This window comes from Paraoerskovia sediminicola (genome assembly GCF_030296575.1).
GTDB classification, from domain to species: domain Bacteria; phylum Actinomycetota; class Actinomycetes; order Actinomycetales; family Cellulomonadaceae; genus Paraoerskovia; species Paraoerskovia sediminicola.
Genome location: NZ_AP027729.1, coordinates 2,266,403 through 2,290,734 on the forward strand (window position 1 = coordinate 2,266,403; position 24,332 = coordinate 2,290,734).

The 24,332-nt window shown below is 69.9% G+C and carries 17 protein-coding genes and 2 pseudogenes; 13 read left to right on the plus strand and 6 right to left on the minus strand.

Going from position 1 to position 24,332, the window contains the following annotated elements:
* Window positions 1-4: 4 nt before the first annotated feature.
* The 4 genes and pseudogenes from QUE47_RS10570 (at window position 5) to QUE47_RS10580 (ending at window position 4,056) form a co-directional block, all read left to right on the plus strand.
* Complete coding sequence (locus QUE47_RS10570; protein WP_286217261.1) at window positions 5-448, plus strand: hypothetical protein; 444 nt, start codon at window positions 5-7, stop codon at window positions 446-448.
* Window positions 449-476: 28 nt separating this feature from the next.
* A complete protein-coding gene (locus QUE47_RS10575) occupies window positions 477-1,163 on the plus strand; it encodes a phosphocholine cytidylyltransferase family protein (RefSeq protein WP_286217262.1) in 687 nt (228 codons plus the stop codon).
* 585 nt (window positions 1,164-1,748) lie between these two features.
* Window positions 1,749-2,213, plus strand: a pseudogene (locus tag QUE47_RS16850) (CDP-glycerol glycerophosphotransferase family protein); the annotation flags it as partial.
* Between the two features lie 346 nt (window positions 2,214-2,559).
* Entirely contained in the window at window positions 2,560-4,056 is a 1,497-nt protein-coding gene (locus tag QUE47_RS10580; protein WP_286217263.1) for a glycosyltransferase, read from the plus strand.
* A 164-nt stretch (window positions 4,057-4,220) separates the two neighbouring features.
* Here the strand turns inward: QUE47_RS10580 and QUE47_RS10585 are convergent, their stop codons facing one another.
* The 3 genes from QUE47_RS10585 to QUE47_RS10595 are packed head-to-tail and all read right to left on the minus strand — an operon-like array spanning window position 4,221 to window position 6,231.
* A complete protein-coding gene (locus tag QUE47_RS10585; RefSeq protein ID WP_286217264.1) occupies window positions 4,221-4,820 on the minus strand; it encodes a hypothetical protein in 600 nt (199 codons plus the stop codon).
* Window positions 4,781-5,641 (minus strand): hypothetical protein, encoded by an 861-nt coding sequence (locus QUE47_RS10590; RefSeq protein ID WP_286217265.1) that lies wholly within the window; start codon window positions 5,639-5,641, stop codon window positions 4,781-4,783. The genes QUE47_RS10585 and QUE47_RS10590 overlap by 40 nt, the downstream gene beginning before the upstream one ends.
* A gap of 11 nt (window positions 5,642-5,652) precedes the next feature.
* Window positions 5,653-6,231, minus strand: a complete 579-nt coding sequence (locus tag QUE47_RS10595; protein ID WP_286217266.1) for a hypothetical protein — start codon at window positions 6,229-6,231, stop codon at window positions 5,653-5,655.
* Window positions 6,232-6,891: 660 nt separating this feature from the next.
* Here QUE47_RS10595 and QUE47_RS10600 point away from each other — a divergent pair.
* From QUE47_RS10600 to QUE47_RS10630, 7 genes and pseudogenes are all read left to right on the plus strand, one after another.
* Complete coding sequence (locus QUE47_RS10600) at window positions 6,892-7,812, plus strand: ABC transporter permease (RefSeq protein ID WP_286217267.1); 921 nt, start codon at window positions 6,892-6,894, stop codon at window positions 7,810-7,812.
* Complete coding sequence (locus tag QUE47_RS10605) at window positions 7,805-8,668, plus strand: ABC transporter ATP-binding protein (protein WP_286217268.1); 864 nt, start codon at window positions 7,805-7,807, stop codon at window positions 8,666-8,668. Before QUE47_RS10600 ends, QUE47_RS10605 begins: the two co-directional genes overlap by 8 nt.
* A 44-nt stretch (window positions 8,669-8,712) precedes the next feature.
* Entirely contained in the window at window positions 8,713-9,858 is a 1,146-nt protein-coding gene (wecB, locus tag QUE47_RS10610; protein WP_286219476.1) for a non-hydrolyzing UDP-N-acetylglucosamine 2-epimerase, read from the plus strand.
* Window positions 9,859-9,891: 33 nt separating this feature from the next.
* Window positions 9,892-11,132, plus strand: a pseudogene (gene wecC / locus QUE47_RS10615) (UDP-N-acetyl-D-mannosamine dehydrogenase).
* Window positions 11,133-11,874: 742 nt separating this feature from the next.
* Window positions 11,875-12,105 carry a hypothetical protein gene (locus QUE47_RS10620; RefSeq protein WP_286217269.1) on the plus strand — a complete coding sequence of 77 codons (231 nt, stop codon included), beginning with the start codon at window positions 11,875-11,877 and terminating at the stop codon, window positions 12,103-12,105.
* Window positions 12,106-12,143: 38 nt separating this feature from the next.
* Window positions 12,144-13,634, plus strand: a complete 1,491-nt coding sequence (locus QUE47_RS10625; protein WP_286217270.1) for a glycosyltransferase — start codon at window positions 12,144-12,146, stop codon at window positions 13,632-13,634.
* A gap of 74 nt (window positions 13,635-13,708) precedes the next feature.
* On the plus strand, window positions 13,709-15,823 hold the full coding sequence (locus QUE47_RS10630; protein ID WP_286217271.1) for a glycosyltransferase: 2,115 nt from the start codon (window positions 13,709-13,711) through the stop codon (window positions 15,821-15,823).
* On the opposite strand, the gene QUE47_RS10635 is transcribed toward QUE47_RS10630, so the two are convergent.
* Together QUE47_RS10635 and QUE47_RS10640 are read right to left on the minus strand one after the other, a co-directional pair.
* On the minus strand, window positions 15,820-16,137 hold the full coding sequence (locus QUE47_RS10635) for a hypothetical protein (protein WP_286217272.1): 318 nt from the start codon (window positions 16,135-16,137) through the stop codon (window positions 15,820-15,822). The genes QUE47_RS10630 and QUE47_RS10635 overlap by 4 nt on opposite strands.
* A gap of 23 nt (window positions 16,138-16,160) precedes the next feature.
* The gene (locus QUE47_RS10640; protein ID WP_286217273.1) at window positions 16,161-19,790 is read right to left on the minus strand and encodes a CDP-glycerol glycerophosphotransferase family protein; all 3,630 of its coding nucleotides are present in this window, start codon (window positions 19,788-19,790) and stop codon (window positions 16,161-16,163) included.
* A 537-nt stretch (window positions 19,791-20,327) separates the two neighbouring features.
* Between QUE47_RS10640 and QUE47_RS10645 the strand changes: the two genes are divergently transcribed.
* Window positions 20,328-21,032, plus strand: coding sequence for a class I SAM-dependent methyltransferase (locus QUE47_RS10645; protein ID WP_286217274.1), 705 nt, complete (start codon window positions 20,328-20,330; stop codon window positions 21,030-21,032).
* Here QUE47_RS10645 and QUE47_RS10650 read toward each other — a convergent pair.
* The gene (locus QUE47_RS10650; RefSeq protein WP_286217275.1) at window positions 21,016-23,145 is read right to left on the minus strand and encodes an acyltransferase family protein; all 2,130 of its coding nucleotides are present in this window, start codon (window positions 23,143-23,145) and stop codon (window positions 21,016-21,018) included. The two genes, QUE47_RS10645 and QUE47_RS10650, sit on opposite strands and share 17 nt — an antisense overlap.
* Before the next feature lie 232 nt (window positions 23,146-23,377).
* Here QUE47_RS10650 and QUE47_RS10655 point away from each other — a divergent pair, with 232 nt between their 5' ends.
* On the plus strand, window positions 23,378-24,307 hold the full coding sequence (locus QUE47_RS10655; protein ID WP_286217276.1) for a cation diffusion facilitator family transporter: 930 nt from the start codon (window positions 23,378-23,380) through the stop codon (window positions 24,305-24,307).
* Window positions 24,308-24,332 lie beyond the last annotated feature (25 nt).

Here is a 24,332-nt window from a genome sequence, read left to right on the forward strand (position 1 = left end):
CGCCGTGCGGGAGCTCCTCGAGTCCGCGCCCGCCGTCGCGCCGGGTCTCGCCCACGAGGTGGACGGCGGCGTCGCGCCGCTCGCAGAGACGTTCGCCCGCGCAGACGTGCTCGTGTGCGACGTGTCCGGGGTCGCCATGGACTGGCTCGCGACGGGGCGGCCGATCATCGTCACGCTGCCGGCGGGCCCCGTGACCGTCGCGCAGAGCGAGCTCACGGACGTCGTCCCGCGGCTCGCGGCGCACGGTGCGACCGCGACCGCGGAGCTCGTCGACCACGAGATCTCCGCGGACCCGCTCGGTGAGGAGAGGGCGCGGCTCAAGGACCGATATCTGGGGGACACGAGTCCCGGCGCTTCGATCCGACGGTTCGTCGAGGCGTGCGAGAAACTCATGGAGATTCGCGACCGAGAGGTCGCGCGCATCAATGCCGGCGAGCTGCCGGCCTGACGTACGAGTCGAACAGAAGGAGAAGCTGATGCAGACGGTGATTCTCGCTGCCGGGATGGGTACGCGGCTCGGTCGCCCGTTCCCCAAGCCGCTGACGCCACTGAAGGACGGACGGACGATCCTGGCCCAGCAGCTGGAGAACATCCGCGGGGTGTTCGGTGAGGGCACGGAGTCCCTGATCGTCGTCGGGTTCAAGCTCGAGCAGGTGATGGAGGCCGCGCCCGACGTGACGTTCGCCTACAACGAGGTGTACGACCAGACGAACACGTCGAAGAGCCTCCTCAAGGCGCTGCGCGCCACCGGGGACCGCGGCGTCCTCTGGATGAACGGTGACGTCGTCTTCCACCCGGACGTCCTGCGCCGCGTCAGCGACCTCGTCGCACGCGAGCAGTCGTTCGTGTGCGTCAACACCGCGACCGTCGCCGAGGAAGAGGTGAAGTACACCGTCGACGACGGAGGCTTCATCAAGGAGCTCTCGAAGACCGTCGTGGGCGGTCTCGGCGAGGCGGTCGGCATCAACTACGTCGCCGCGGGCGACAAGGCCGCGCTCGTCGCAAAGCTCGACGCGGTGGGTGAGCAGGACTACTTCGAGCGCGGCATCGAGGTTCTCATCGAGGACGAGGGAGCGAAGTTCCTGCCCGTCGACATCTCCGACCTCTACGCCGTCGAGGTCGACTTCGACGAGGACCTCGAGCGCGCGAACGAGCAGCTCTGACCCAGGGGGCGGCGCCCTCGACGTATCGGCGGGACCATCGCCGAAGACCAGTGTGAGGACTGAATGACGACACCTCTGCCCCGTGCCGGGCTCCGTGCTCCCGACGCTCCCTCGGCTCCCCAGACCCGGGCGGGTCTCAGGGAGCGCCTCGGGCAGTCTGTGCTGCGTATGGGTGCCCGCGCGAAGAAGGTCGTCCGGGGCACGCTGATCCCTGATGAAGCCAAGGTCCCGACGGACCCCGCGCTCGAGGACATCGTCGACTCGTACGACGTCGTCGCGTATTTCGCCGAGGATCGCGTCCGGATGTACCAGATCATCCAGTGGCTCCCGATCCTCGAGTGGCTGTCCGGGGACCACCAGGTGGCGATCGCCACCCGCAACCAGGCGACCGCACGCGCGCTGCGTGAGCGCACCGACCTCCCGGTCGTCTTCCTCCGGACGCTGAACTCGTTGATGGAGTTCTACAGCCAGGTGGACGTCAAGGTCGTGCTGTACCCGAACAACGGGATGCGCAACTTCCAGTCGCTCATCCACCGTCGCGCGACACACGTGCACATCAACCATGGCGAGTCCGACAAGATCTCGATGGTCTCGAACCAGGCCAAGGCGTACGACCACGTCGTCGTCGCAGGTTCGGCCGCCGTGGAGAGACACCGGCGTGCCCTGATCCAGTTCGACGAGTCTCGACTCGTGATCTGTGGGCGCCCGCAGCTCGACCTCGACCTCGACGTCGCGTTGGACCCGCTCGCCGAGCTCCGGACGGTGATGTACGCGCCCACATGGTCGGGTGAGGACGAGTCGAACAACTACACGTCCCTCGACCGCTACGGCGTCGAGATCGTGCGCGCCCTCCTCGCCATGGAGGACGTCCGCCTCGTCTACAAGCCCCACCCGCGCGTCGCGACGAGCGACATCCCGGAGATCGCGGACGCCCACCGCGAGGTCGTCGGCATGATCGATTCGACGAACGATGCCCTCGGCGAGTCGCGGCACCTTCTGCTCGACGACGTCAACATCCTCGAGCTGTTCGACTGCACCGACCTCTTGGTGACCGACGTGTCGTCGGTCGGTCTCGACTTCCTCTACCTCCGGAGCGACGCACCGATCATCCTCACCGACCGCAGGACCGACCGGCCGCGCCTCCTGGACGAGGCCCCCATCGCGAGGGCCGCGGACGTCGTGGACCGGGACACGGTCGGTGGCTTCGCGGAGACCGTCCGCAGCGCGCTCGGGGACGACCCGAAGCGCGAGGCCCGGGGACCGCCCGCAGCTACTACTTCGGCCTGGAGCGCGGCGCCAGCATCCGGCGCTTCGCGGAGTTCGTCGCGCGGACCGCCGAGGAGCGGGACGAGAGCGTGCGCGAGCTCGACGCCCGGCTCGCCGGCGGAGACGCGTGATGGGCACGTCCTGGGCCGAGCGCCTGTTCCACGAGCCCGATGTCGTGCAGTACGCGAGCGCGACGTGGACGCTGCCCATCGACCACGGCGGTATGACCGGGGTGCTGCTCCAGCGCTCGCGACTCATCGCGCACGCCGAGGGTGTCGAGGTCCCGATCCTCACGTTCGACCCGAATCTCGACGTCGCCGAGGCCGAGAGCGTGTACCGCGAGCGCGGGACGCTGGACGAAGCCGTCAGCGTACGGAACCTGTGGCACGACCTCGCCGAGCGCCCGGACACTGCGCTGCCCCGGTCTGGAGCGGTGGTGCGGGCCGAGAGTGCCCGGTATGCGGAGGTCGACGGAACGACGACCATCGTTCCCGAAGGGCACAGGAGGGACCGAGTAGAGCACCGTCGCGCCGACGACGAGCTCGTCATGACAGAGCGCCGACGGTCCGACGGCAGCGTGTTCGTCCGCGTCTACCGGGCGGTGGAGAGCGGCATGCCGCGGGTCGTGGCACTTCTCGACCGGGCGGGTCGTCCCGTCCATGTCTGGCGCGGCATCTGGGACCTCTACCGCTGGTGGCTCGACGAGACGTTGCAGGCGCCCGCGCACGTCGTGGTGGACTCCAAGTCGATGGTCTCGTTCTTCGCGACGTACCGCCGCAGCGGTATCACGGTGACGCACCTCGTCCACGGGACGCACCTCGTCGCCGAGGCCGAGGACCCGTTCGCACCGGTGAACCCGAAGCGGGGCAGGCTCCTGGACCGGCTCGAGGACTTCGATGCTGTCGCCTTCCTCACGAACGCCCAGCGCGAGGACGTGGTCGCGCGCGTGGGTGAAAAGGGCAACCTCGTCGTCATCCCCAACGCGTTCCGGCCCGCGCCTCGTGGCGAGAAGGGCCAGCGTGCCGTCGACCACGGAATGGTGCTCGGGGGTCTGAACGCCCGCAAGCGCACGTCGCACGCCGTGCTCGCCGTCGGTGAGGCTGCGGAGCGCCTCGGGCGCCGGCTGACGCTCGACGTGGTCGGTGACGGTGCACGGCGGCCGCACGTCGAGGAGGCTGCGCGCTCCGTCGCGGGCTCGGCGGACGTCGTCCTGCACGGGTTCGTGCCGGACGGGGCGCAGCGGTTCGGGAACGTGAGCTTCTCGATGCTCACCAGCACGAGCGAGGGTCAGCCGCTCGTGCTCCTCGAGAGCATGGCTGCAGGGTGCGTGCCGATCGCGTACGACGTGCGCTACGGGCCGTCCGACATCATCACGCACGGCGTCGACGGCTATCTCGTACCCGCGGGCGACATGGACCTGCTGGCAGGCGCGATCGTCGAGTTCTGCTCGCTGCCGCCCGAGCGTCGTGACGAGATGTCGCGTGCTGCGCGGCGTAGGGCGAAGGACTTCTCGGAGAGCCGGGCGGCAAAGCGCTGGCGTGAGCACTTCGATCAGCTGATCCCGCGCGATCCGCCGGGCCTGCTCACGCGGTTCGGTCTGCACCGGCGGCGCTCGTCGAAGGACTGACCGCCCGACGCACCCGCTCGGCACGTCTCGCCCCACCGTCGGTGTTCCGGCGCCGTTCGTGACCGCAGAAGATCCCCCGCAGCCTTGAGGGCGACGGGGGATCTGCTGCGCGGTCGTCGACCGCTCGGTGTGCTTGCCGGGCGTCGGCCCGGCAAGCACACCGGTCAGGCGTCGGCCCAGAGCGACTGGCCCAGGGTGTGCCCTGTCGACCAGGGCTCGCGTCCCGCGGCCCAGGCCCAGATCGCCGGGTCCTCGGGGACGTCTCTGCTCGGGACGTGCGCCCAGCGTGCCTTGAGCTCGCCGCGCCCCTCTCCGGCCACGAGGTGGAACGCCTCGCGATCGTTGAGAGCGTAGAGCTCCATCGCTCCCAGTGAGCGGTCGGCGAAGCCGTCACGACGCAGCTGGTCGAGGTCGAGGACCATGACGGCGGTGTCGAACGAGTCGAAGTCCGCGTCGTGGACGACGTGGATCGACCGGTACAGCTCGAACGCACGCTGCGGCGCCGCGTGCAGGCGCCACCCGGCCCGGTAGAGGACATCGAACCCGCTGCCGCGGCCCGTGGACGCTGCCCGGGCCGAGACACCGGTGGTGCCCGTCGAGGTGGCGACCAGCTCGGCGAGGTCACCGGAGACGTATCCGGCGACCGGCAGCACGACGGCGCGCGCCGTCGGGACGAGCTCGGGGAGCAGCACGCGGGCGACCGACCGTGCACCGACCGGGCGGGTCACCCCGGTGACGCCCGGCAGGCCGGCGGTGCGCACCACGGTGATCCGAACTCCTCGACCACCGGCACCTGGTCCGAGGAGTCGGTGACGACCCAGGCGTGCAGGGGCTTCGACGTCGCACGGGCGGCGGACCTCAGGACGTGCCCGACCAGCGGGAGCTCCTCGTCCGTCGGGGTGAGCACGACTGAGACGGCGTCGGGGTCCTCGTCACCGAGGGCGGGCTCGTACGTCGCGGAGGCGGCCATCTCCCGACCCGTGACGGGGAGCTCGGCCTCCGGCACCTGCGCCGTGTGGCGTGCCCGGGCGGCATCGACCTCCTGGGCGACGGTCTCGGACCAGATCGCGTAGACCTCCTCCTCGGGGCGTCCCTCGAAGATCGCGGTCAGTGCGGGCTGGAGCCGCTCGCGCATGCGCGAGCGCATCGCGTCGAAGTCGGTCGGCGAGAGGCGCAGCAGACCGCTGAACCGCACGTCCGCGTCGCTCTTGGGCTCGAACTGGACGTCGAGCCCGAGGGAGGTCGTCGGCAGGTAGCAGTGCAGCCGGCTCGTGACGGCGCGGGTGTATCGGGTCCGGTAGCCCTCGAGCAGGTCGACGGCGTCGTTCATGTTCTCGATGAACGACTTGTCCTTGACGGCGCGGTACGACTGCCGCACGTGCTCGACGCCCTCGGGCACCTCGCTATGGTGGACGTCGACGTACACCGTCGCGGGCTCGGGGCGCTGCTCGAGCTCCGGGAAGACGGTGTTCACCGTCGTGGTGATGCAGCCCGAGAAGAACGCGGGGATACCCAGCGAGAGGAGAAGGTCGACCGTCGTCCAGTCGCGGCACCCGATCGGGGCGTAGCGGCGCAGGTAATCCACAGCCTCCGGCGTCAGCAGACCACGCTTGTTGCAGTGGAACGAGACGAAGATCGGGCGGAGGTTCGGGTGAAGGGGAAGTCCCAGACCTCCTTGTTGAGGAGGCTGTGCATGTGCCACCCGAACTCGAGGAGCCAGGTGGGCTCGGAGAGCTCGTGGTACGACGACGCGTCCCGGTCCACCCGGACGAGGTCGATCTCGGCGGCCGTGGAGTCGAGCGCGAGCTCGGGGCGGACGCGCCCCTGAAGGCCCTCGACGAACGACACGAGCTCCGGGTCGCCGTGGAACTTCAGGTTCTGGTGGCGCACGACGTGGCCGAGCGAGGCCAAGGTCTGGACCTGGTCGCCGATGTTCTGCGAGGCCTTGGCGCGACCTGGCTGGGCGTAGTCGATGACGCCGAACGCCACGCGGCCCTGCGGCGTCGGACCGCTCGAGCGGTCCTTGCGGGCGTGGTGCCAGCGGCGTGCCCACCCCATCTCGCGGTCGGCCGTCGACCAGGCGCCCGCGCCTGGTCCGGCGAGGATCTCCTCGATCCGGTCGAACGCACGCTCCGCGAGCTCGAGCTCGTCAGCGGCGAAGAGGCAGGTCCACACCTCGAACCACGTGCGGGGGTGAAGCCGGGGTCCTCGGAGAGCCAGCCCTCCGCCTCGGTCACTGCGCGCGCGCGGTCCGTGGCGAACACGGCAGCGATGTATTCCCGCGGTGCGTGCTCGAGCACCACGGCGCGTCCGGCTCCGTCGAGGCACCACAGGGCGAGGGCATCCTGCTTGCGCGCGGACGCAGTGATCCCGCGCAGCAGCAGCCCGAGGCGCGCCGTGCTCGGGTTGTCCGCTTTCTTCTCGGCGATCGACTCGGCGCGGTCGAGCTCCTTCGCCCTCAGCGCCTTGCGGACCTCACGGACCGCGGGTCGTACGGGGTCCGCGGCGGCCTTCGGTGCCTTCGCCGGCGTGGCTCGAACCTCCGGCCGGCTCGGGCTACCGACCAGTCGGTCGCGCAGCGGCCGGAGTGCGGCCTTCACAGGTTCAGGGATCGCGCGGCGGAGAGACTGCGATGCGCGGGAGAGCGATGTCAAGGTGACTCCTCGTGTGCGGGAAGGACCCCCGAAGTCTACGGGTCGTAGGCTGCTGTGAGCTCCGGGGCCGTTACTATGGGTTGTCGGTCGCTCGGACCGAACCAGGGTGCAGTCGTCGACAGATGGGTCAGCAGCGGTCGTGACAACTTCTGAGGTCTCCGCAGATTCGGCGGAGGAGCAGTTGGATCCAGGCCGCGAACCGGAGCCGCTGACGGCGCGGCTCGGGGCGGACGAGCTTCGCCGGGTCGTGGAGGAGAACGGCCTCGCCCGGATGGGGGTGCGTCCGTCCTTCCGGGACTACGTCCGTGAGCTCTGGCGTCGTCGAGCGTTCATCGGTGTGCTCGCGACCTCGAAGTCGCAGTCGCGCAACCAGAACAGCTACCTCGGTCAGTTGTGGGCCGTCCTGACGCCCCTGCTCAACGCCACCGTCTACGTCATCATCTTCGGGATCATCCTCGATACGACCCGCGGTATGTCGAACGGCATCGCGTTCATCGTGATCGGGACCTTCATGTTCCGCTTCTTCGACCGGTCCGTCGTCGTGGGTGCCGACTCGATCCGCAACAATCTCTCACTGGTCCGCTCGGTGCACTTCCCCCGGGCGGTGCTGCCCATCGCCCAGGTCCTGTCGGAGCTCACGACGCTTCTGCCGGCGCTGATCGTCATGATCGGGGTGTCGTGGGTCAGCCAGTTCTTCCCGGGGCAGGGGCCGGTGCCGCTGGACTGGTCGTGGTTCCTGATCGTGCCCGCCGTCCTCCTGCTGTGGTTGTTCTCGACGGGCTGTGCGTTCCTCGTCGGGCGCTGGGTCGCGATCACGCCGGACATCAAGAACCTCATCCCGTTCGCGATGCGGTTCCTCATGTACGGCTCGGGCGTGATCTTCAGCATCAACCACCTCCTGGGTGACCACCCGGCGGCGAAGATCCTGGAGTACCAGCCGGTCGCGGTCTACCTCTATCTGGCCCGTGGAGCGATCGCGGACGAGCCGACGATCCCGCAGGACCCGGTGATGTGGTACCTCGGCGTCGGGTGGGCACTGCTGTTCCTCGTCGTCGGGTTCGTCATGTTCTGGCGCGGCGAGGAGAGGTACGGGCGTGACTGAGACCGACGAGATCGACTTCGAGATCGACCCGGAGGACCTCGAGGGCGGGCCAGGCACGGAACGCGAGCTAGGGGAACCCTGCCTCCTGGTGGACGACCTCCACATCACCTATCGGGTGCTGGGCGCGAAGCGGATCGGTACCGCCGCCGCCGACGACGCCAAGGGGCGCCGGTTCCTGCGCCGTCTGCTCGCTCAGGGGCGCGACCAGGTCGGCTCGGTCCGGGAGATCCCCGCCGTCCGAGGTGTCTCGTTCACAGCACGTCGTGGCGAGTCGATCGGCATCGTCGGCATCAACGGCTCCGGCAAGAGCACGCTCCTGCGTGCCGTCGCGGGCCTCATCCCGCCGACCAAGGGCGCGGTGTACGTCGCCGGAGAACCGTCCCTCCTGGGTGTCAACGCGGTGCTGATGGGCAAGCTGTCAGGTGAGCGAAACATCATGATCGGCGGCCTCGCGCTGGGTCTGACCCAGGCGGAGGTCCGGGCGAAATTCGACGACATCGTCGAATTCTCCGGGATCGGCGACGCGGTCTATCTGCCGATGCGCACGTACTCCTCGGGGATGAGCGCACGGCTACGATTCGCGATCTCCTCGGCGGCGACACCGGATATCCTCATGATCGACGAGGCCCTCGCCACCGGGGACGCGACCTTCCGACAGAAGAGCAAGGCGCGGATCGACACGGTGCGCGAACAGGCCGGGACCGTGTTCCTGGTGAGCCACTCGCTCGCCACGATCGAAAGCATCTGCTCGCGTGTCCTGTGGGTGCACGAGGGCCGGCTCGTCATGGACGGGCCTGCCGAGGACGTGTGCGCGGCATACAAGGGCTTCGTCCGCGCGAAGCGACGCAAGAGCTGACGGCGCGGCGCCGCGCCGCACGGACCACAAGGAAAGGCACTTCTATGCCGATGACGGTCATGCCTGTCTACGGGACCCGCCCCGAGGCCATCAAGATGGCCCCGATCGTGCAGGGTCTCGACGCCGCCGACGGCATCGACTGCGTCCCCGTGGTCACCGGCCAGCACCGGGAGATGCTCGACCAGGTCAACGGTGTCTTCGGCATCGTTCCGAAGGTCGACCTGGACATCTTCGCGCACGGCCAGGGTCTGGAGGCCGTGACGGCCCGCACGCTCGAACGCCTGACGCCGGTGCTGGTCGAGCATCGACCTGACGTGGTGGTCGTGCAGGGCGACACGACGTCCGCGCTCGCAGCAGGTCTCGCGGCCTTCTACCGCAAGATCCCCGTCGTGCACGTCGAGGCAGGTCTGCGAACCGCGTCCATCGCCTCGCCGTTCCCCGAAGAGGGCAACCGCCGCCTCCTGACCCAGATCACGAGCCTGCATCTGGCTCCCACCCCGGTGAGCCGTGACAACCTCCTGCGCAACGGTGTCGCGAGAGAGGACATCGTGGTCACCGGGAACACCGTGATCGACGCGCTTCTCGACGTCACGAGCCGCCCACGCCCCTTCGACGTCCCGAGCCTCGCGCGTGCACAGGAGCCGGGACGCCGGGTCGTGCTGGTGACGTCCCACCGTCGTGAGTCGTGGGGCGATCCCATGCGCCGCACGGCCCGCGCCGTTGCACGGCTGGCCGTCGAGCGACCTGAGACCCTCTTCGTGCTGCCGTTGCATGCGAACCCACTCGTGCGTGAGATCTTCGTCCCCGTCCTCGGGTCGATCCCGAACGTGCTGCTCACAGACGCCCTGTCGTACACCGACTTCGCCACACTCACTGCGCTCGCCGAGGTCGTCCTGACCGACTCCGGCGGTGTGCAGGAGGAGGCCCCCTCATTGGGCAAGCCGGTGCTGGTGCTGCGCGAGGACACGGAGCGCCCGGAGGCCGTCGAGGCCGGGACGGCACGGCTCGTGGGCACCGACGAGGACCTCATCGTGCGCGAGGTCGGCCTGCTGCTCGACGACCGGGCAGCCTACGAGGAGATGGCGAACGCCATCAATCCCTACGGTGACGGGCGTGCTGCTGCGCGCACGGTCGCGGCGATCGAGGCTCTGCTCGGCCTCGGCGAGAGGCTCCCCGACTTCGCGGGCTGAGCCATGTTCATGCGTGTCAACTGAGAGGTAGAGATGACCGACATCGGAAACGTCACAGTCGTCGGGCTGGGGTACATCGGGCTCCCGACCGCCGCGATCCTGGCGGAGAGCGGCGTGCGCGTGCAGGGCATGGACGTCAGCGAGCGGACGATCGACGCGGTCGGCCGTGGCGAGGTCCCCTTCGTCGAGCCTGACCTCGCCGGGTTCGTCGCCCGGGCGGTCGCCGCCGGTCTGCTCACGGCGAGCACCGAGGTCCTGCCGGCCGACGTCTACGTGATCGCGGTCCCGACGCCGTTCAACGACGACCGGACCCCCGACCTGTCCTACATCGAGGCCGCGTCGAAGGCGGTCGCGCCCACGCTCACGAGCGACGCGCTCGTGGTGCTCGAGTCGACCTCGCCCCCGGGACCACCGAAGCACTGTCCGGATGGCTCGCCGCGGCGCGGCCCGATCTCGTCGCCGACGACGGGCGGACGCTCTTCCATGTGGCGCACTGCCCCGAGCGCGTGCTCCCGGGTCGGGTCATGACCGAGCTGGTGACCAACGACCGCGTCGTCGGCGGGATCACACCGGAGGCAGCCCGTCGCGCCAAGGAGCTCTACGACGTCTTCTGCGACGGCGAGATCCTGCTCACGGACGCCACCACCGCCGAGATGGCGAAGCTCGTCGAGAACTCCTTCCGTGACGTCAACATCGCCTTCGCGAACGAGCTCTCGATGATCTGCGCGAACCTCGGGATCGACGTGTGGGAGCTGATCTCGCTCGCGAACCACCACCCCCGTGTCAACATCCTTCAGCCCGGAGCCGGTGTCGGCGGTCACTGCATCGCGGTCGACCCGTGGTTCATCGTCGCGGCGGACCCGGAGAACAGCAGACTGATCCGCACGGCGCGCGAGGTGAACGACGCGAAGCCGGAATGGGTGGTCGACGCCGTCGTGCGGTCGATCGCCGGCACGCCGGCCCCGGTGGTCGCCGCGCTCGGACTGGCGTTCAAGGCCGACATCGACGACCTTCGTGAGTCCCCGGCTCGCGCGATCGTGGCTCGCCTCGCCGACCTCCAGCCGCACGCGACGATCTTGGTCGTCGAGCCGCACGTCGACGTGCTCCCCGCAGAGCTCGAGGGGCTCGACAACGTCCGGCTCGTCTCGCTGGAGGAGGCGTTGGGCGCGGCAGACTGCGTCGCGCTGCTGGTGGACCACAAGGCGTTCCGCAACCCGCCTGCGCTTCGGAGCGGTGCGGAACTCATCGACACCCGAGGTGCGTGGACTGCGTGAGCGGAACCCAGCGGATCGGTGGCGACCCGGCGCGCGCAGATCGGCCGGAGGATGCGGCCGCGCCGGTCGAGTCCCTCTGGGACGAGCGTCGAAACGCTGAGGCGGCAAACGCGCGGCTGCGCTACGAGGTCGCGGAGTCCCGGGCAAAGGTCGAGCGCCACGTTCGCAAGAATGCGGACCTCGCTGCGAGGATCACTCGGCTCGAGTCGGCACGGAAGAAGCTCAAGGCCGGTGCGGACACGTTCGCCGCCGAGGTCAAGGAGCGGGACCGGCGGGTGGCGGCCCTGGAGAAAGAGCTCGCCGCACTCCGGTCGCGACGAGCCGTCAAGCTCGCCAACTCCCTGGGAGCGCTCGTCCGTCGCCGGCGGGCGTCCCCGCCCGACGTCGCGTCCGCGCCCTCCGCCCAGGTGGCCCCGGTCACCCCCGATGCTCCGGTAGTCCGGGAGGGCCTGTCGTCGATCTTGCACGCGTCCGACGGCGTCCTCTCCTCGGCCGAGGAGCTCGCCGAGGCGGGTCGCGCGGCCGAGCGGGCAGCGGCGCGAACGCGAGGTCGGCTGTCCGACGACCGGCCGTTGCGAATCGCGACGATCCTCGACGAGTTCACCCGCCTGGGGTTCGGTCCGGAGGAGAGATCATCGACCTCGACCCGGAAGCCTGGCAGGCTCAGCTCGAAGGATCGGACATCGACCTGCTGCTCGTCGAGTCCGTCTGGCGGGGTGCCGGCGACCGTTGGCGTGGGAAGGTGGCCAGGGCCTCGACAGAGCTCCGCGGCATCACGCGATGGTGTCGCGAGAACGACGTCCCTACGGTCTTCTGGAACAAGGAGGACCCGGTCCACTTCGACCTCTTCGTCGCGACCGCCGCGCTGTTCGACGTCGTGTTCACGACGGACGTCGACAGCATCCCCGGTACCGGTCGCAGCTCGGGCACGAACGAGTCTTCCCGCTGCAGTTCGCTGCGCAACCACGGCTGACGCACCCCATCAACGGGGCGGCTCGTCGCGAGGCGATGATGTTCGCCGGCACGTACTACTCGAAGTATCCCGAACGGATGAACAACCTCGCGCAGATCGTCGAGGGTGCGAGCACCGTCCTCCCGGTGGAGATCTTCGATCGGCAGTACGGGACGATGAACGAGCGCAACATCTTCGTGCCGCCGCTGAAGGACCACGTGGTCGGGACCCTCTCGGCGCAGGACATGGAGCGTGTCTACCGGCACTACCGGTATGCCGTGACGATCAACACCGTCAAGGACTCGGGGACCATGTTCGCCCGGCGCGCGTTCGAGCTGCTCGCCTCCGGCACGGTGACCGTCTCGAACGTCTGTCGTGGTCTGCGGAACGCCTTCGGCGACCTTGTTCCGATGTCGGACGACGCCGCCGAGACCGCTGAGACGGTCCGCCGGCTGCACAGCACCAGCGACGGCGACCGGTACAAGGCTGCGGCACTCCGGAAGGTCCTGCGCGAGCACACGTATGCCGACCGCTTGCGCTACATCCTGTCTCGTGTCAGCGGTGTGCCGCTGCCACGCCGTGTTCCGCAGATCACCGTGGTGATCGAGGTCGCCGACCCTGCAGTGGTGGAGCGTGCTGCGTCGCTCGTCGGGTCTCAGCAAGGCGTCGACGTGGCTCTCGTCCTCGCCTGCCACGCGGATGTCGACATCGACGTCGCTTCGTTCCCGGCACTGGTCGGCGCACGGGTCGTGCGCCTCGGCCCGGGCGCCGGCGACGAGCCTGCGCTCGTCGACGGGTCCTCCGGTCTGGCCGTGATGCGTGCCGGCGACTGGTACGGCCCGCACTACCTGGAGGGCCTGGCGCTCGCCTGGAGGTACGCGCCGGACGATGTGGTGGGCAAGGCTCGGCGATTCGTCGGAGGCGGTGGGCGAGTCCGCCTCGAGGGTGCGGACGACGGCGAGTACGCGCGGGTCCCTGGTGAGGCGCTCACCATGGCGAGCTCGCTCGTGCCGGCGGCGCTGCTGAACGGAGTCTCGGTGGCTCGAGTCCTGGATATGGCCGACGTCAGCGAGATCGCCTCGAGCGGTGTCAGCATCGACCGTTTCGACTACTGCAGTGATCACGAAGGTGATGTGGACGTGGCCATGAGCTCGGAGCTCTCCATCGATCTCGGACTCTCGGCCGACGACTTCCATGCACTGCCGGCGTCCGACCGTGCGCGCACGGCCGCGGAGGGCGAGTGGTGGGTCCGCGACCTCGCGCTCGGTAGCAGCGAGCTGGTGGAGGGAGTGTCCGTGGAGCGAGCCATGCGGGGTGCCCACGTGGTCTCCGAGCTCGATCCGCAGGAGGAGGCAATGGTGTGGTCACGGAGCGAGCTGCCACTGAAGCTGGCAGACGGAAGGATGGTGGACGGCGTGCGGGTCGACGGCACAGGGAGCGAGATCGTCACGCCCGTGATCGAGCGCGGCGAGACCTCGTCGCGCTGGGGTCTACGGGTCCGTGGACCTGGTAATGCCGATATCCACCGCGTGTGGCTGGTGGCATCGTGAGCGCGCCTGCATCGCGCGGCCCGCGCGCACCGGCCGCGAGAGTCTGGCGTCGGATGCGGGGTGTCGGGGTCCGGATGGCAGTCCTCCCGCTCCTTCTCGCCGGTCGCATGCTCGTACGGACGTCCGCCCCGTGGCGCCGGTCTCGCCGGACGGCAGGCGTCGTCGTCGCGCAGCTCGTGTCCCGCGGTGGCGGGGACGAGCGCGCGAAGGCTGTCCAGTGGTTGCGCGCGGACGGTCAGGAGGACTTGGCACGACACGCCCTGGTCGACGCCGCCGGGAGGTCGTCGGGGTGGGACGCCGAGGAGTCGCGCCGCCTCGCTTCGCTGCTGCGCTCTCAAGGGCTTCTCATCGAGGCAGGCCAGGTCTTCCGGCACGCACTCACCGTGTCGAGGGGCGACCTGTCGGTCCACTACGCGCTCGCGTTCGCGTTCAAGGTCCCGACGGCCGAGAACATCTCTGCCGTCCGCCGAGCGGTGAAGGCGCGCCGCGTGCGGGTGCCCGCGGGTGGTACGGCCGGGATCCGGGTTCAGCTCGAGGTCCTGGAGCTCATCGCCGACGGAGCCGACGTGCCGGCGATCGCCGATGTGGCGCGGACCGCGCCGAAGGCGGTGATGCGGGTGACGCAGACCGCGATGCGAGCAAAGGAGTCCGATCTGCTCTTGGCGATGGCGGAGGTCTTGTGCGACCAGCCCGGGTCCGGCGAGCAGGCCACGTTCTCCGCGTTGCGGTCGCTCGAGGGCCGCGGTGAGATGTCGGCGGCCGCGCGCCTTGCGCGAAGCATCCTCGACGCGGAGCTGCCGATGGACGAGGAGCAGAAGGCCTGGGTCCAGAAGGTCGAACATGTCGCCCTGCAGAACCGTTCGCTCCTGCGTCGCGGGTGGCCGGCCCCGGCCAGGGCCTCGCGGTCCACGTCGATCGCGCCCAGACGCGTCGCCTACCTGCTGCACAACTCGCTCCCCGCGAACTCGGGCGGGTATGCGACGAGATCCCACGGGATCCTGACCGCGCTGCGCTCCTCGGGATGGGACGTGGAGGGCCTGACCCGCCCCGGCTACCCGTACGACCGACACCCGGAGGTCGAGGTGTCCGCGGCGGTGAACACGATCGACGGCGTCAGGTACGCCCGCCTGCCCCAGGGGTCCGCGGACATCGACGGGCCTATCGAGCGGTATGTGGAGACGTTCGCGGACAGCGTGGTCGAGCAGCAGCGCGAGCGTGGCTACGGGATCGTGCATGCCGCGTCGTTCTTCTACAACGGCCTCGCCGCGGTGTCCGCGGCACGTCGGCTCGGGCTCCCGTCGGTCTACGAGGTCCGGGGACTCATGGATGTCACGTTCCGATCGAACGCGCGACCGTGGGTGGATGCCGAGAAGGGTGACCTCTACACCGCGCTCGAGACCGCTGCCTGCGTCGAGGCGGACCGTGTCCTCGTCATCACCGAGGCTGTGCGTGACCTGATGGTCGAGCGCGGCGTGGACGCGGGCAAGATCAGCGTCCTGCCGAACGGGGTCGACTCGGGCCGCTTCGAGAAGATCCCTCGGGACGACGCGCTCGCTCGTCACCTCGGGATCGGGAACAGCACGGTGATCGGCTACGTGGGGTCGATGGTCTTCTACGAGGGTCTCGAGCTCCTCGTCGAGGCCTGCGGGATTCTCCGCGACCAGGGCGTCGACTTCAGGCTCCTGCTCGTGGGCGACGGTGCGGTGGCCGGCAAGGTTCGTCGAGAGATCTCCGCCCGCGGGCTGTGGGACCAGGTCATCATGCCGGGGCGGGTGCCGCACCACGAGGTGGAGCGCTACTACTCGCTCATCGACATTGCGCCCTTCCCGCGGACCGCGTCCCCCGTGACCGAGGCCGTCTCACCGCTCAAGCCGTTCGAGGCGTTGGCGATGGAACGCGCGGTCGTCGTGTCGTCCGTCCGCGCCCTCACCGAGATCATCACCGACGGCGAGAACGGACTGGTCTTCCAGAAGGACGACGTGGTCTCCCTCGCTGCGGCGCTCGCCGACCTCATCCGTGACGAGGGACGGCGTCGGTCACTCGCGGCCCGTGGCCGCGCCTGGGTGGAGGAGCACCGGCAGTGGGGATCGAACGTCCGGGCGGTCGACGCCGTCTACCGTGACCTTGCGGTCGAGTACGACCTGGGGCCCGAGTGGCTCGAGGCGCCTGACCGTCGACCCGCGATCTAGTCCCCGGCGCCGTGGTCGGCGTCGTCGTGGGCGGCGCCGACCACGAGGTCGAGTGCTCGGCGAGCGCCTGCGGCGTCGCCGATCAGACTCGTCGCATCGAGCGACTCGGTGCTGAGCACGCTCCCGGGCTCGACGATTCCCCAGATCTTCGCCCCTGCTCCCCGATAGTCGGCGTACTTGGACGGTAGGTAGGGATTGCGGGAGAAGGTTCCGTGTGTCGTCGCATCCGTGACGACGAGCCAGTCCATCCGGCGGGCGAGCGCCAGGTACTCGTGATGAGGGAGCGCGGACCGCACGTGGACGACGTCGGCCATGCCCCTGGAGTCGACCTCGGCGCTCACGGCGCCGGGCTCGTCGGTGAAGATGTGGAGCCGACTCTGCGCGCGCGCTGAGGGGAGAGCGCCGCGATCGCATCGAGGATGACCTCCGGGCCGCGGGCGCCGGCATAGAAGCGCCCGAAGTAGCCGAGATGGGTCAGATCGGGCTCGAGCGGGTAGCTGGAGCCCGCGCGCAGATATGCGGCCGCGGGCGGCACAGGGTGCCGCTCGATCCGGGATCGCCGCCGCACACTCTCAGTGAGCTGGGGGTGCGGGAACAGCTCCAGCATGACCTCACGCTGGTTCTCGTTCGTGAACACGATCTCGTCCGCGAGCGCGAACGCCATCCATTCGATGGCCGGGAACAAGAGGGGCCCGGAGCGCGGCGGGCCTCCGGCAGCGGCGACGGCCGCGTCGATCTCCGCGACGAACGGGTCCTCGCTGTCGAGCTCCTGGAGCCGTGGGGTGCCGTCCGGCGTGACCGTGAGGGGGTCGGAGAACTCCGCCGTCCAGTGCATGCCTGGGCTGCGTGACTTGAGCAGAGCTGCGAGCACCGTCGCGGGACCCCACATGGAGCGACTGTAGAGCTCGTCGTACGGCCGGCGAGATCCACGCTCCCGTGTCCGCTCTTCGACCAGGCCGAGCGCCTCGGTCAGAAACCGTCGGTAGTACGGCCAGTGGCCGTAGGTGTACCTGCTCGTCGTCACCATGCGTCGGCCGAGATGCGCGAGGTCCTCGCTGCGCACGAGCGGGTCGACGCCGAGCTTCTCGGTCATGTCCTGGGTGATGAGGTCGTACGGCCGGGCGAGTCGGGCCTGGCGCCGTTCGGCGACCATCCCGGACGCGTCGACGAACGGCGGGTAGGTGTAGCTGATCACGAGCCGGCATGCCGCCGCAGCATTGAACGTCTGCATCGGGAACCGTGGGGTCGCGGCGTCGCGGAGCCTGCCGTGGAGGTCCTCGTACCCGCGGGCGTCGCCGACCACGGACAGACCGAGCCGCTCGGCGAGGACGTCGAGGATGACGTCCACGGCCTTCCATCCGTCCCTCGTGGACGCGCGCAGCGCCTCGAGGCGGCGTACGACGTCGAGCGGTACGGCTCGGAGGGCCGCCGGTGCCGGGGCCGGGACGTCCCCCGCCGGCCCCGAGTCAGCGGCCGCGGCGACGACCGCGATGCCGGAGGTCAGGATCTGTGCCCACCGCTCCGCGTCGTCCAGGGCGGCCGCGCCGTCGTCGTCGATGAGTCCCCGAACGACGTCTGCCGGGGCGACGAAGCTCGCCCGGCCGCACACGAGGGCGCGGACGGCGGGCGCGTCGGTGTCGGTGCCGGCCAGCGCGAGCCCGTCGGGAGACACGGCCGAGAGGAGCGTCGAGACGAAGTCCGGGCCGACGCTGTCGGGAGCTCCGGCGACGACGGCGACGTACGGGGTTTGTGTGGAGCGCAGCGCGTCCGCGAGCGACCGCGGTGATCCTCCGCGCAGCACCCGGAGGCGGCGGCCCGTGCCCGACTGGTCGAGCAGACGCCGATGCACGGTGTCCTCGTTCGTTGCGTCGTCCTGGGCGATGATGACCGTGAGGTGTCGGGCGCCAGGGCGCGTGTAGCGCCACCCGAGTGCTGGTCCGGTGCTGGTGGGCCGCACCCGCGCGATCGCGGCGTAGGCGCGCGCACAGTTGTCCGTGTCGTGGAAGTCACGCAGTCGGTGAGCGCGGGCAACGAACTCCTCGTCGGCCTCGAACCCTCCGTCGAATGCCGCAGCGACCGCCTCCGCGAGGCTCTCCGGTTCGCGGAACGACGGACCGGGCAGGTCGGAGTCCAGGTCCATGTGTGACGGTCGCGAGCCCACGAACCTCTCTCGGTCGAACTGGAGGTAGAAGACCGGCCGTTCCTGGAGGCTGAAGTCGAAAGCGACGCTCGAGTAGTCGGTGACCAGAGCGGCGTGCGAGCGCAGCAGGTCCTGGACGGCTGCCTCGCCCTGCCGTAGCACCTCGACCCCGGGCGCCGCGAAACGGTCGGCGTACCTGCGCATGTTCGGGTGGGCGATGAACCGCACCCGCAGACCTCGCCGGACCGCATCCTGGAGCGCTGGGGACGTGAGGAACGCTGTCCACCGGGCGAGGAACTCGCTCGAGCCGAAGCTCTCGGGTCCGAGCCAGTCGCGCCAGGTCGGGATGACGAGCAGCCCTTGCGGATCCGGGTCGGGTCCGGTGAGCAACCGGTCGAACCGGGGCAGCCCCGTGACCTCGACCTGGTAGGGCTCGTAGCCGAGGTCGTCGACGGCGGCCCGTCGTTCGCGCTCGCTGCTCACGAAGAATCTGTCGGTGTGGAAGCCCACGGCGTCGCGTCCGTAGTTCGCCGCCATGTTCTTCACGCCGAGAGTGCCGTGAGTGAGGAAGACCCGCGTGCCGTCGGCCGCGCTTCGCATCGCCCGACTGCTCGACCCCAGGATGTACTCGACGTGGTGCGTCGAGACGAGTCGGTCGGCGAGGACGCTCAGGACCATGTGCCGGGCGCTCCCGCTCATCACGGTCCGTCCGAGGGTCGCGACGGTCGGCAGGTCCGGGGATGCCGGATCGATCACGTAGTAGACGCGCCGGCGAGGGTGGTGTCTGCGGATCCACTCGAAGAGGCGGGCGCCGTTGTCCTGAGCCTTGTAGGGCAGCTCGCCGATCAGCCACACGGCGAGCATGGGGCGCAGCGCGCGCAGCATGGGGGCCGCGCGGATCGCCCAGCGGTAGGCGCGGGCCTCGCGACGCGTCTGCTTCTCGAGGGTGAAGGCCACCGCCCCTGCCTTGAACGTCAGGTAGGTGACGAGCACGACGGTCCCGCTCGACAGCTCGACCACGGGGTCGTCCAGCGACGCGAGCGGGGTCTTCGGTGAGAGGCGCAGGCCCTTGGCGACGGTGACGTCGTCCGCGTCTGCGACCATCTGCAGGCGGATCCGGTCGACCTCGGCCTGCGCGCCTGCCCACGCCGCGACCTCAGGCCAGGGGACGCGCGCCTCGAGAGTCACGGTCTGCACCCGACGGAACGGGTCGATCCGAGACTCGACGACCCGTGTGGGGATGTCCAGCGCGTCCGATGTCGGCTGGGCGAGCAGGCGCACCCGAGGTGCCTGGACGTGCTCCGCGAGTTCGGCCGTGGCCAAGACCTCGAGGCCTGTGCCTCCTGTGCCCACCTCGGCAGGCTCGACCGAGAGATCATTGCCCGACAGGGGCGCGACCCGCATCGAGAGGTTCCCTCGACTGGTCGCGTAGCCCCACCAGGCCCGTTCGTCGTCGACGGCCGACGGCGCCGTCATGAGCGGGTGGGGCTCGCAGGTCGCCGCGAGGCGGACGGCGCGCGGCTCGCGCCCGCCCGGCGCGGTGACGAGGGCGACGACGTCGAGGGTGCCTCGGCCGGTGGGGACGAGGCCGCTGACGGCGTCTCGATCCACCGTCGCGGTGAACTCTCGGTCGGAGCCGTGGACCGGCACCTCGAGCTGCGCCTCGGCTCCTCGCCGGCGCAGCACCAGACCGGTCACGGTGCGCCCCGGCTGCTCGGCACGGCCGCGGAGCTCCAGGGCGACCCCTGTGGCGTCGACGGAGCACGTCGCTCGCACGGTGCCGACGGCTGTGGTCCCGCTGTCCCGGGGCATCTTGCCGTTGTCCATGCTTCTCCTGTGTCGAGGGCCTGCCCGATCCTATCGGCGCCGTCGCGGGTGGTCGGGCGCGGTGTCGCACGTCGCCTGCGCGCCTCTCGGTCGCTACGCTGGCGCGATCGTCCCGACGTGTTCGTTCCCTCCATGGAGGCCCGAAGTGTCCAATGATCGCCGCCCCGTCCTCGTTCCCTGGAGCGTGTCGGTCGGCGCGGCGGGCGCGGCCGCATGCCTGAGGCTCAGCGGACGTTCGGTCCGGTGGGCCGATGCGCTCCTGGCGCTCTCGGTGGGAGCGGCGGCGACGACCGCGGTCACCGCTGCACGGCGCACCGGAATCCTCGTCAACGACGCCCGGGACGCGTGCACGGCGCGTGCCCGGCGCTCGCATGCGGCCGGGGGCGTGACGGCTCGTCCCTCGTCGAGAGAGTCTCCGGGGTGCAGGTGGCGGTCGGCGATCTCGGCGCCGAGGTGCGACAGGTGCGCGCCGCTCTGGACGATGCCCAGGACAGGGCCACACGTGCGGAAGCCGCGCTCGAGAAGAGGCTCCGTGCGATGAACACCGCGTCGGCGAAGCGTCGGAACCAGACCCGCATCCAGCTCGAGCAGCTCCCGAGTGAGATGTTCGACCTCCAGCGGGTGGGCCAGGAGGTCAGCAGCGGCACCACTCCGCTGCCCTCCGCAGGGTGGTGGGCGATGACCGTGCCGTCGCTGATGTACGTCGTGTCTGAGGTCCTCGGCGCCCCCGCACGACGGAGCGTCGTCGAGTGCGGTTCGGGGACGACGACCGTGTGGCTCGCCATGGCGCTCCGCCATGTCGGTGAAGGCCACGTCTGGTCGCTCGAGCACGACCCGGTGTTCGCTGCGCGCACTCGGCAGGCCCTGGCCGCGCAGGGCCTTGACGACTGGGCGACCGTCATCGACGCACCGCTCGCCCCGGTCGACGTCGAGGGCGAAGGACTGCTCTGGTACTCGTTCTCGGACGACGCGCTGCCCGACGACATCGACCTGCTGGTCGTCGACGGTCCACCGGGCGCCGTCGCGCCGAAGTCGCGATACCCGGCGTTCCCGCGGCTCGGGTCGCGGCTCGTCGACGGCGCGTGCCTCTTCCTCGACGACACCGTCCGTCCTGAGGAGCGTGCCGTCGCAGCCGAGTGGTCGCGGAGCCCGGTCGGCGGCCGATCGGTCCGCGCGGTCAGGGAGATCAGTCGCTCGACGGTGATGTCCGTGTCCGTGGGCGGGGTCAGCGAGCAGCGGTGACGAGCGGCTCGAGCCGGTCGCTCAGAGCGGTGTCCAGCGTCCGCACGTAGGTGTCCGTCAGGTGCGACCCCTGTCGGTAGACCAGGGCGTCGCCGACGACGGCGGGGCAGGTCGTCGGTCCGCAGATCCAGTCAGCCATGTCGACCACGTCCACCGCAGCCGTCTGCTCGGCGGCGGGGGACAGGGCCGCGCTCCCGCTCGCCGACGTCCCTCTCGCCCGGTCGAACGCGCACGCAGAGAGGTTCTCGGGATGCTCGGCCACGCAGCCATAGACCTGGCCGTTCACGTCGTCGATGTCGACCGGGCTGGGGTTGTCCAGCAGCACGATCACGTCGATGCCGGCGTCCTCCAACCGGGTCCAGTAAGAGTTGAGCCCGGTCACCATGCCCTCGACGGAGAAGTTCCCATCCCGCGTGTAGGCCTCGTTCGCTCCCTGGCTCACGATGACGGCGTCCGGCCGGAGGTCGTCGAGGAGGTACGACATGACGTTCTCGCCGAAGTCGTAGCAGGACACGTAGTCGTCGTCCTGGACGGTCTGCATCGCGTCGGTGAAGGCGCACGCAGACTTCGTCATGGTCTCCACGCGCCAGCCGTGAGTCGTCCCGGCGCTGTCGAGCGCGGACTCCCACTGCAGCGCCTTCGAGTCACCGACGAGTGCGAGCGTCGTCGACCCGTCGGGTTGTCCGATGATGCAGGGTTCGACCGCCGAGGACTCGACGCCGACCTGGCAGTCGTCCGCGTAGGCGGGTGGTAGGTCGTATCGGGCGGCCGCGGGATCCGGGGTGATGGAGTCCGCGCGGTCGACCACTTCGATGTCCGGTGGGTCGGCCTGGTCCGCAGCGCTCCCGACCGCGTTCGCTCCCAGATCGTCGACCTCTTGCTCGGTCGTGCTGGTGCCGCGGGGGACGGCGAGGACCAGCAGGATCCCCGCGATCGCTCCGACGGCGGTGAGGTTCAGGCCCAGAGAGAGCGTGAGGGTGTTCGATCGCGCGAGGCTCCGTGCGTGCCGTGCAGGGTTCTCCACGAATCGAAGCGAGAGCCAGGCCGGGATCACGGCGAGCAGGACGACGAGCAGCCCCTTCTTCTGTCCGAGCTCGCCCCAGATGTTCTCGGCGGCGATCAGCAGCGGCCAGTGCCACAGGTAGAGGGAGTACGACAGGCCGCCGATCCAGACGAGCGGCGCCCAGCCGAGCAGGTGGGCCGGTGCGCCACGGCCGAGGCTGAACCCGGCGACGATCACGGCCGCCGTCCCGAGCGTCGGAACGAGCGCCCATGCACCCGGCCACGGGAGCTCGGCGTTCAGGAGGAGCGCTCCGGTCGCGAGGGTCGCGAGCCCGAGCCAGCCGACGAGCGCCGCGACCGCGGGTGGGATCCGGGACCAGAGTCGCGTACCGATCGCGACGAACGCCCCGACGCCGAGTTCCCACAGTCGCGTCGGGGTGACGAAGAAGGCCTCGGTGGGGCTAGTCGCCGTCCAGAGGACCGACGCCACGAACGACGGGACGACGACGATCGCCAGCGCGACCGCCATCGTCGGTCGCAGGTGCGCGCCCTGGCGACGCCGGACGATCAGCGCGACGACGATCAGGAGGAGCGGCCAGACGATGTAGTACTGCTCCTCCACCGCCAACGACCAGAAGTGCTGGACGGGAGAGGCTCCCGTGCCCTCGGCGAGGTAGTCCACCGACTGGGCCGCGAACAGCCAGTTCACGACGTAGGTCGCTGCTCCGACGATGTCGTAGCCGAAGGTCCGCCAGTCGACGACGGACCCGAAGGCCCAGGTCAGGGCAGAGGTCACGACGAGGACGAGCGAGGCTGCGGGAAGCAGCCGCTTGACCCGTCGGGCGTAGAAGCGTGGGAGGGAGACCCGCCCTGTCGTCTCCAGCTCCCGGACGAGCAGCCCGGTGATGAGGAAGCCGGAGAGCACGAAGAAGATGTCGACCCCGATGAATCCACCCGGGACGAGGAGGATGCCGGCGTGGTACAGCAGGACGGAACCGACGGCGATCGCTCGCAGGCCCTCGACGTCGGGTCGGAACGATCCTGCTCGGCGGCTGCCCGGCCGTGCGGGCGGGGACGAGGGTCGGGTGACCTGTTCTGGATCGGCGCGCATGTGACCTCTCGTCCGGCGGCGGTTGTCGCTGAAGGCGATGCGTCGCGGGGAGTTCCGGCGCGGCGGGGGCCGGCGGACAGGTGGACGATCGGCGGTGCGTGAGCGATCGTAGTGCTGCGCGGGTGCGTGGTCCAGAATGAGTGCCGCGCCGGCGAACCGGATCGGCGCGTTCCCGCCGGCGCCGGTCGCCGTCCCCGGTCGCCATCATCAGTCGCCATCCCTCGGAGTTCACGTGTCCTCTCACGGCAGCAACAAGGCCATCGTCGCCGCCCTCGCGGCGAACCTCGGTATCGCCGTCACGAAGTTCGGCGCCTACCTCCTCACGGGCGCCTCCTCGATGCTCGCCGAGGCGGTGCACTCCCTCGCCGACTCCGGGAACCAGGCGCTCCTGCTGCTCGGTGGCAAGCAGGCCCGCAGGGAGGCCGACGAGCGGCATCCGTTCGGGTACGGCCGCGAGCGGTACATCTATGCGTTCATCGTCTCGATCGTGCTGTTCAGCGTCGGTGGGCTGTTCGCCCTGTACGAGGCGTTCCACAAGTGGGAGCACCCGGAGCCGATCGAGTCGTGGCAGTGGGTGCCGATCGTCGTCCTGCTCGCTGCGATCGTCATGGAGGGGCTCTCGTTCCGCACCGCGGTCAAGGAGTCGAACCAGATCCGCGGCAAGCAGTCGTGGGTGTCGTTCGTCCGCACCGCGAAGGCGCCCGAGCTCCCGGTCGTGCTGCTCGAGGACTTCGGCGCGCTGATCGGCCTGGTGCTCGCGCTCGGTGGCGTGAGTATGACGCTGGTGACCGACGACGGACGCTGGGACGCCGCGGGCACCGCCGGCATCGGGATCCTGCTCGTGCTCATCGCGATCGTGCTCGCGCTCGAGACCAAGTCGCTCCTGCTGGGGGAGTCGGCGACGAAGGCGCACGTGGCGGCTCTCGAAGGAGCGCTCGTCGGCCCGGGCGTCCCCTCGGTGATCCACCTGAAGACGCTCCACCTGGGCCCGGAGGAGCTGCTGGTCGCCGCGAAGGTCGAGGTCGACGTCCGCGAGTCGGCCGCCGAGATCGCCGACGCGATCGACGAGGCCGAGGCACGGGCGCGCGCCGCCGTCCCGTTGACGCTCCGCATCTATCTGGAGCCCGACCTGCGGGACGCTGCCACGTCGTCCGACGCGTGACGCCCTGCGCAACCACGGCCGAACC

Excerpts from the sequence above, each read along its gene's own strand:
- QUE47_RS10575 (WP_286217262.1), top strand. The coding sequence starts at position 477 with ATGCAGACGGTGATTCTCGCTGCCGGGATGGGTACGCGGCTCGGTCGC.
- QUE47_RS10580 (WP_286217263.1), top strand. The coding sequence starts at position 2,560 with ATGGGCACGTCCTGGGCCGAGCGCCTGTTCCACGAGCCCGATGTCGTG.
- wecB (WP_286219476.1), top strand. The coding sequence starts at position 8,713 with ATGCCGATGACGGTCATGCCTGTCTACGGGACCCGCCCCGAGGCCATC.
- QUE47_RS10625 (WP_286217270.1), top strand. The coding sequence starts at position 12,144 with ATGTTCGCCGGCACGTACTACTCGAAGTATCCCGAACGGATGAACAAC.
- QUE47_RS10630 (WP_286217271.1), top strand. The coding sequence starts at position 13,709 with ATGGCAGTCCTCCCGCTCCTTCTCGCCGGTCGCATGCTCGTACGGACG.
- QUE47_RS10635 (WP_286217272.1), bottom strand. The coding sequence starts at position 16,137 with ATGGCCGACGTCGTCCACGTGCGGTCCGCGCTCCCTCATCACGAGTAC.
- QUE47_RS10640 (WP_286217273.1), bottom strand. The coding sequence starts at position 19,790 with ATGGACAACGGCAAGATGCCCCGGGACAGCGGGACCACAGCCGTCGGC.
- QUE47_RS10645 (WP_286217274.1), top strand. The coding sequence starts at position 20,328 with ATGAACACCGCGTCGGCGAAGCGTCGGAACCAGACCCGCATCCAGCTC.
- QUE47_RS10650 (WP_286217275.1), bottom strand. The coding sequence starts at position 23,145 with ATGCGCGCCGATCCAGAACAGGTCACCCGACCCTCGTCCCCGCCCGCA.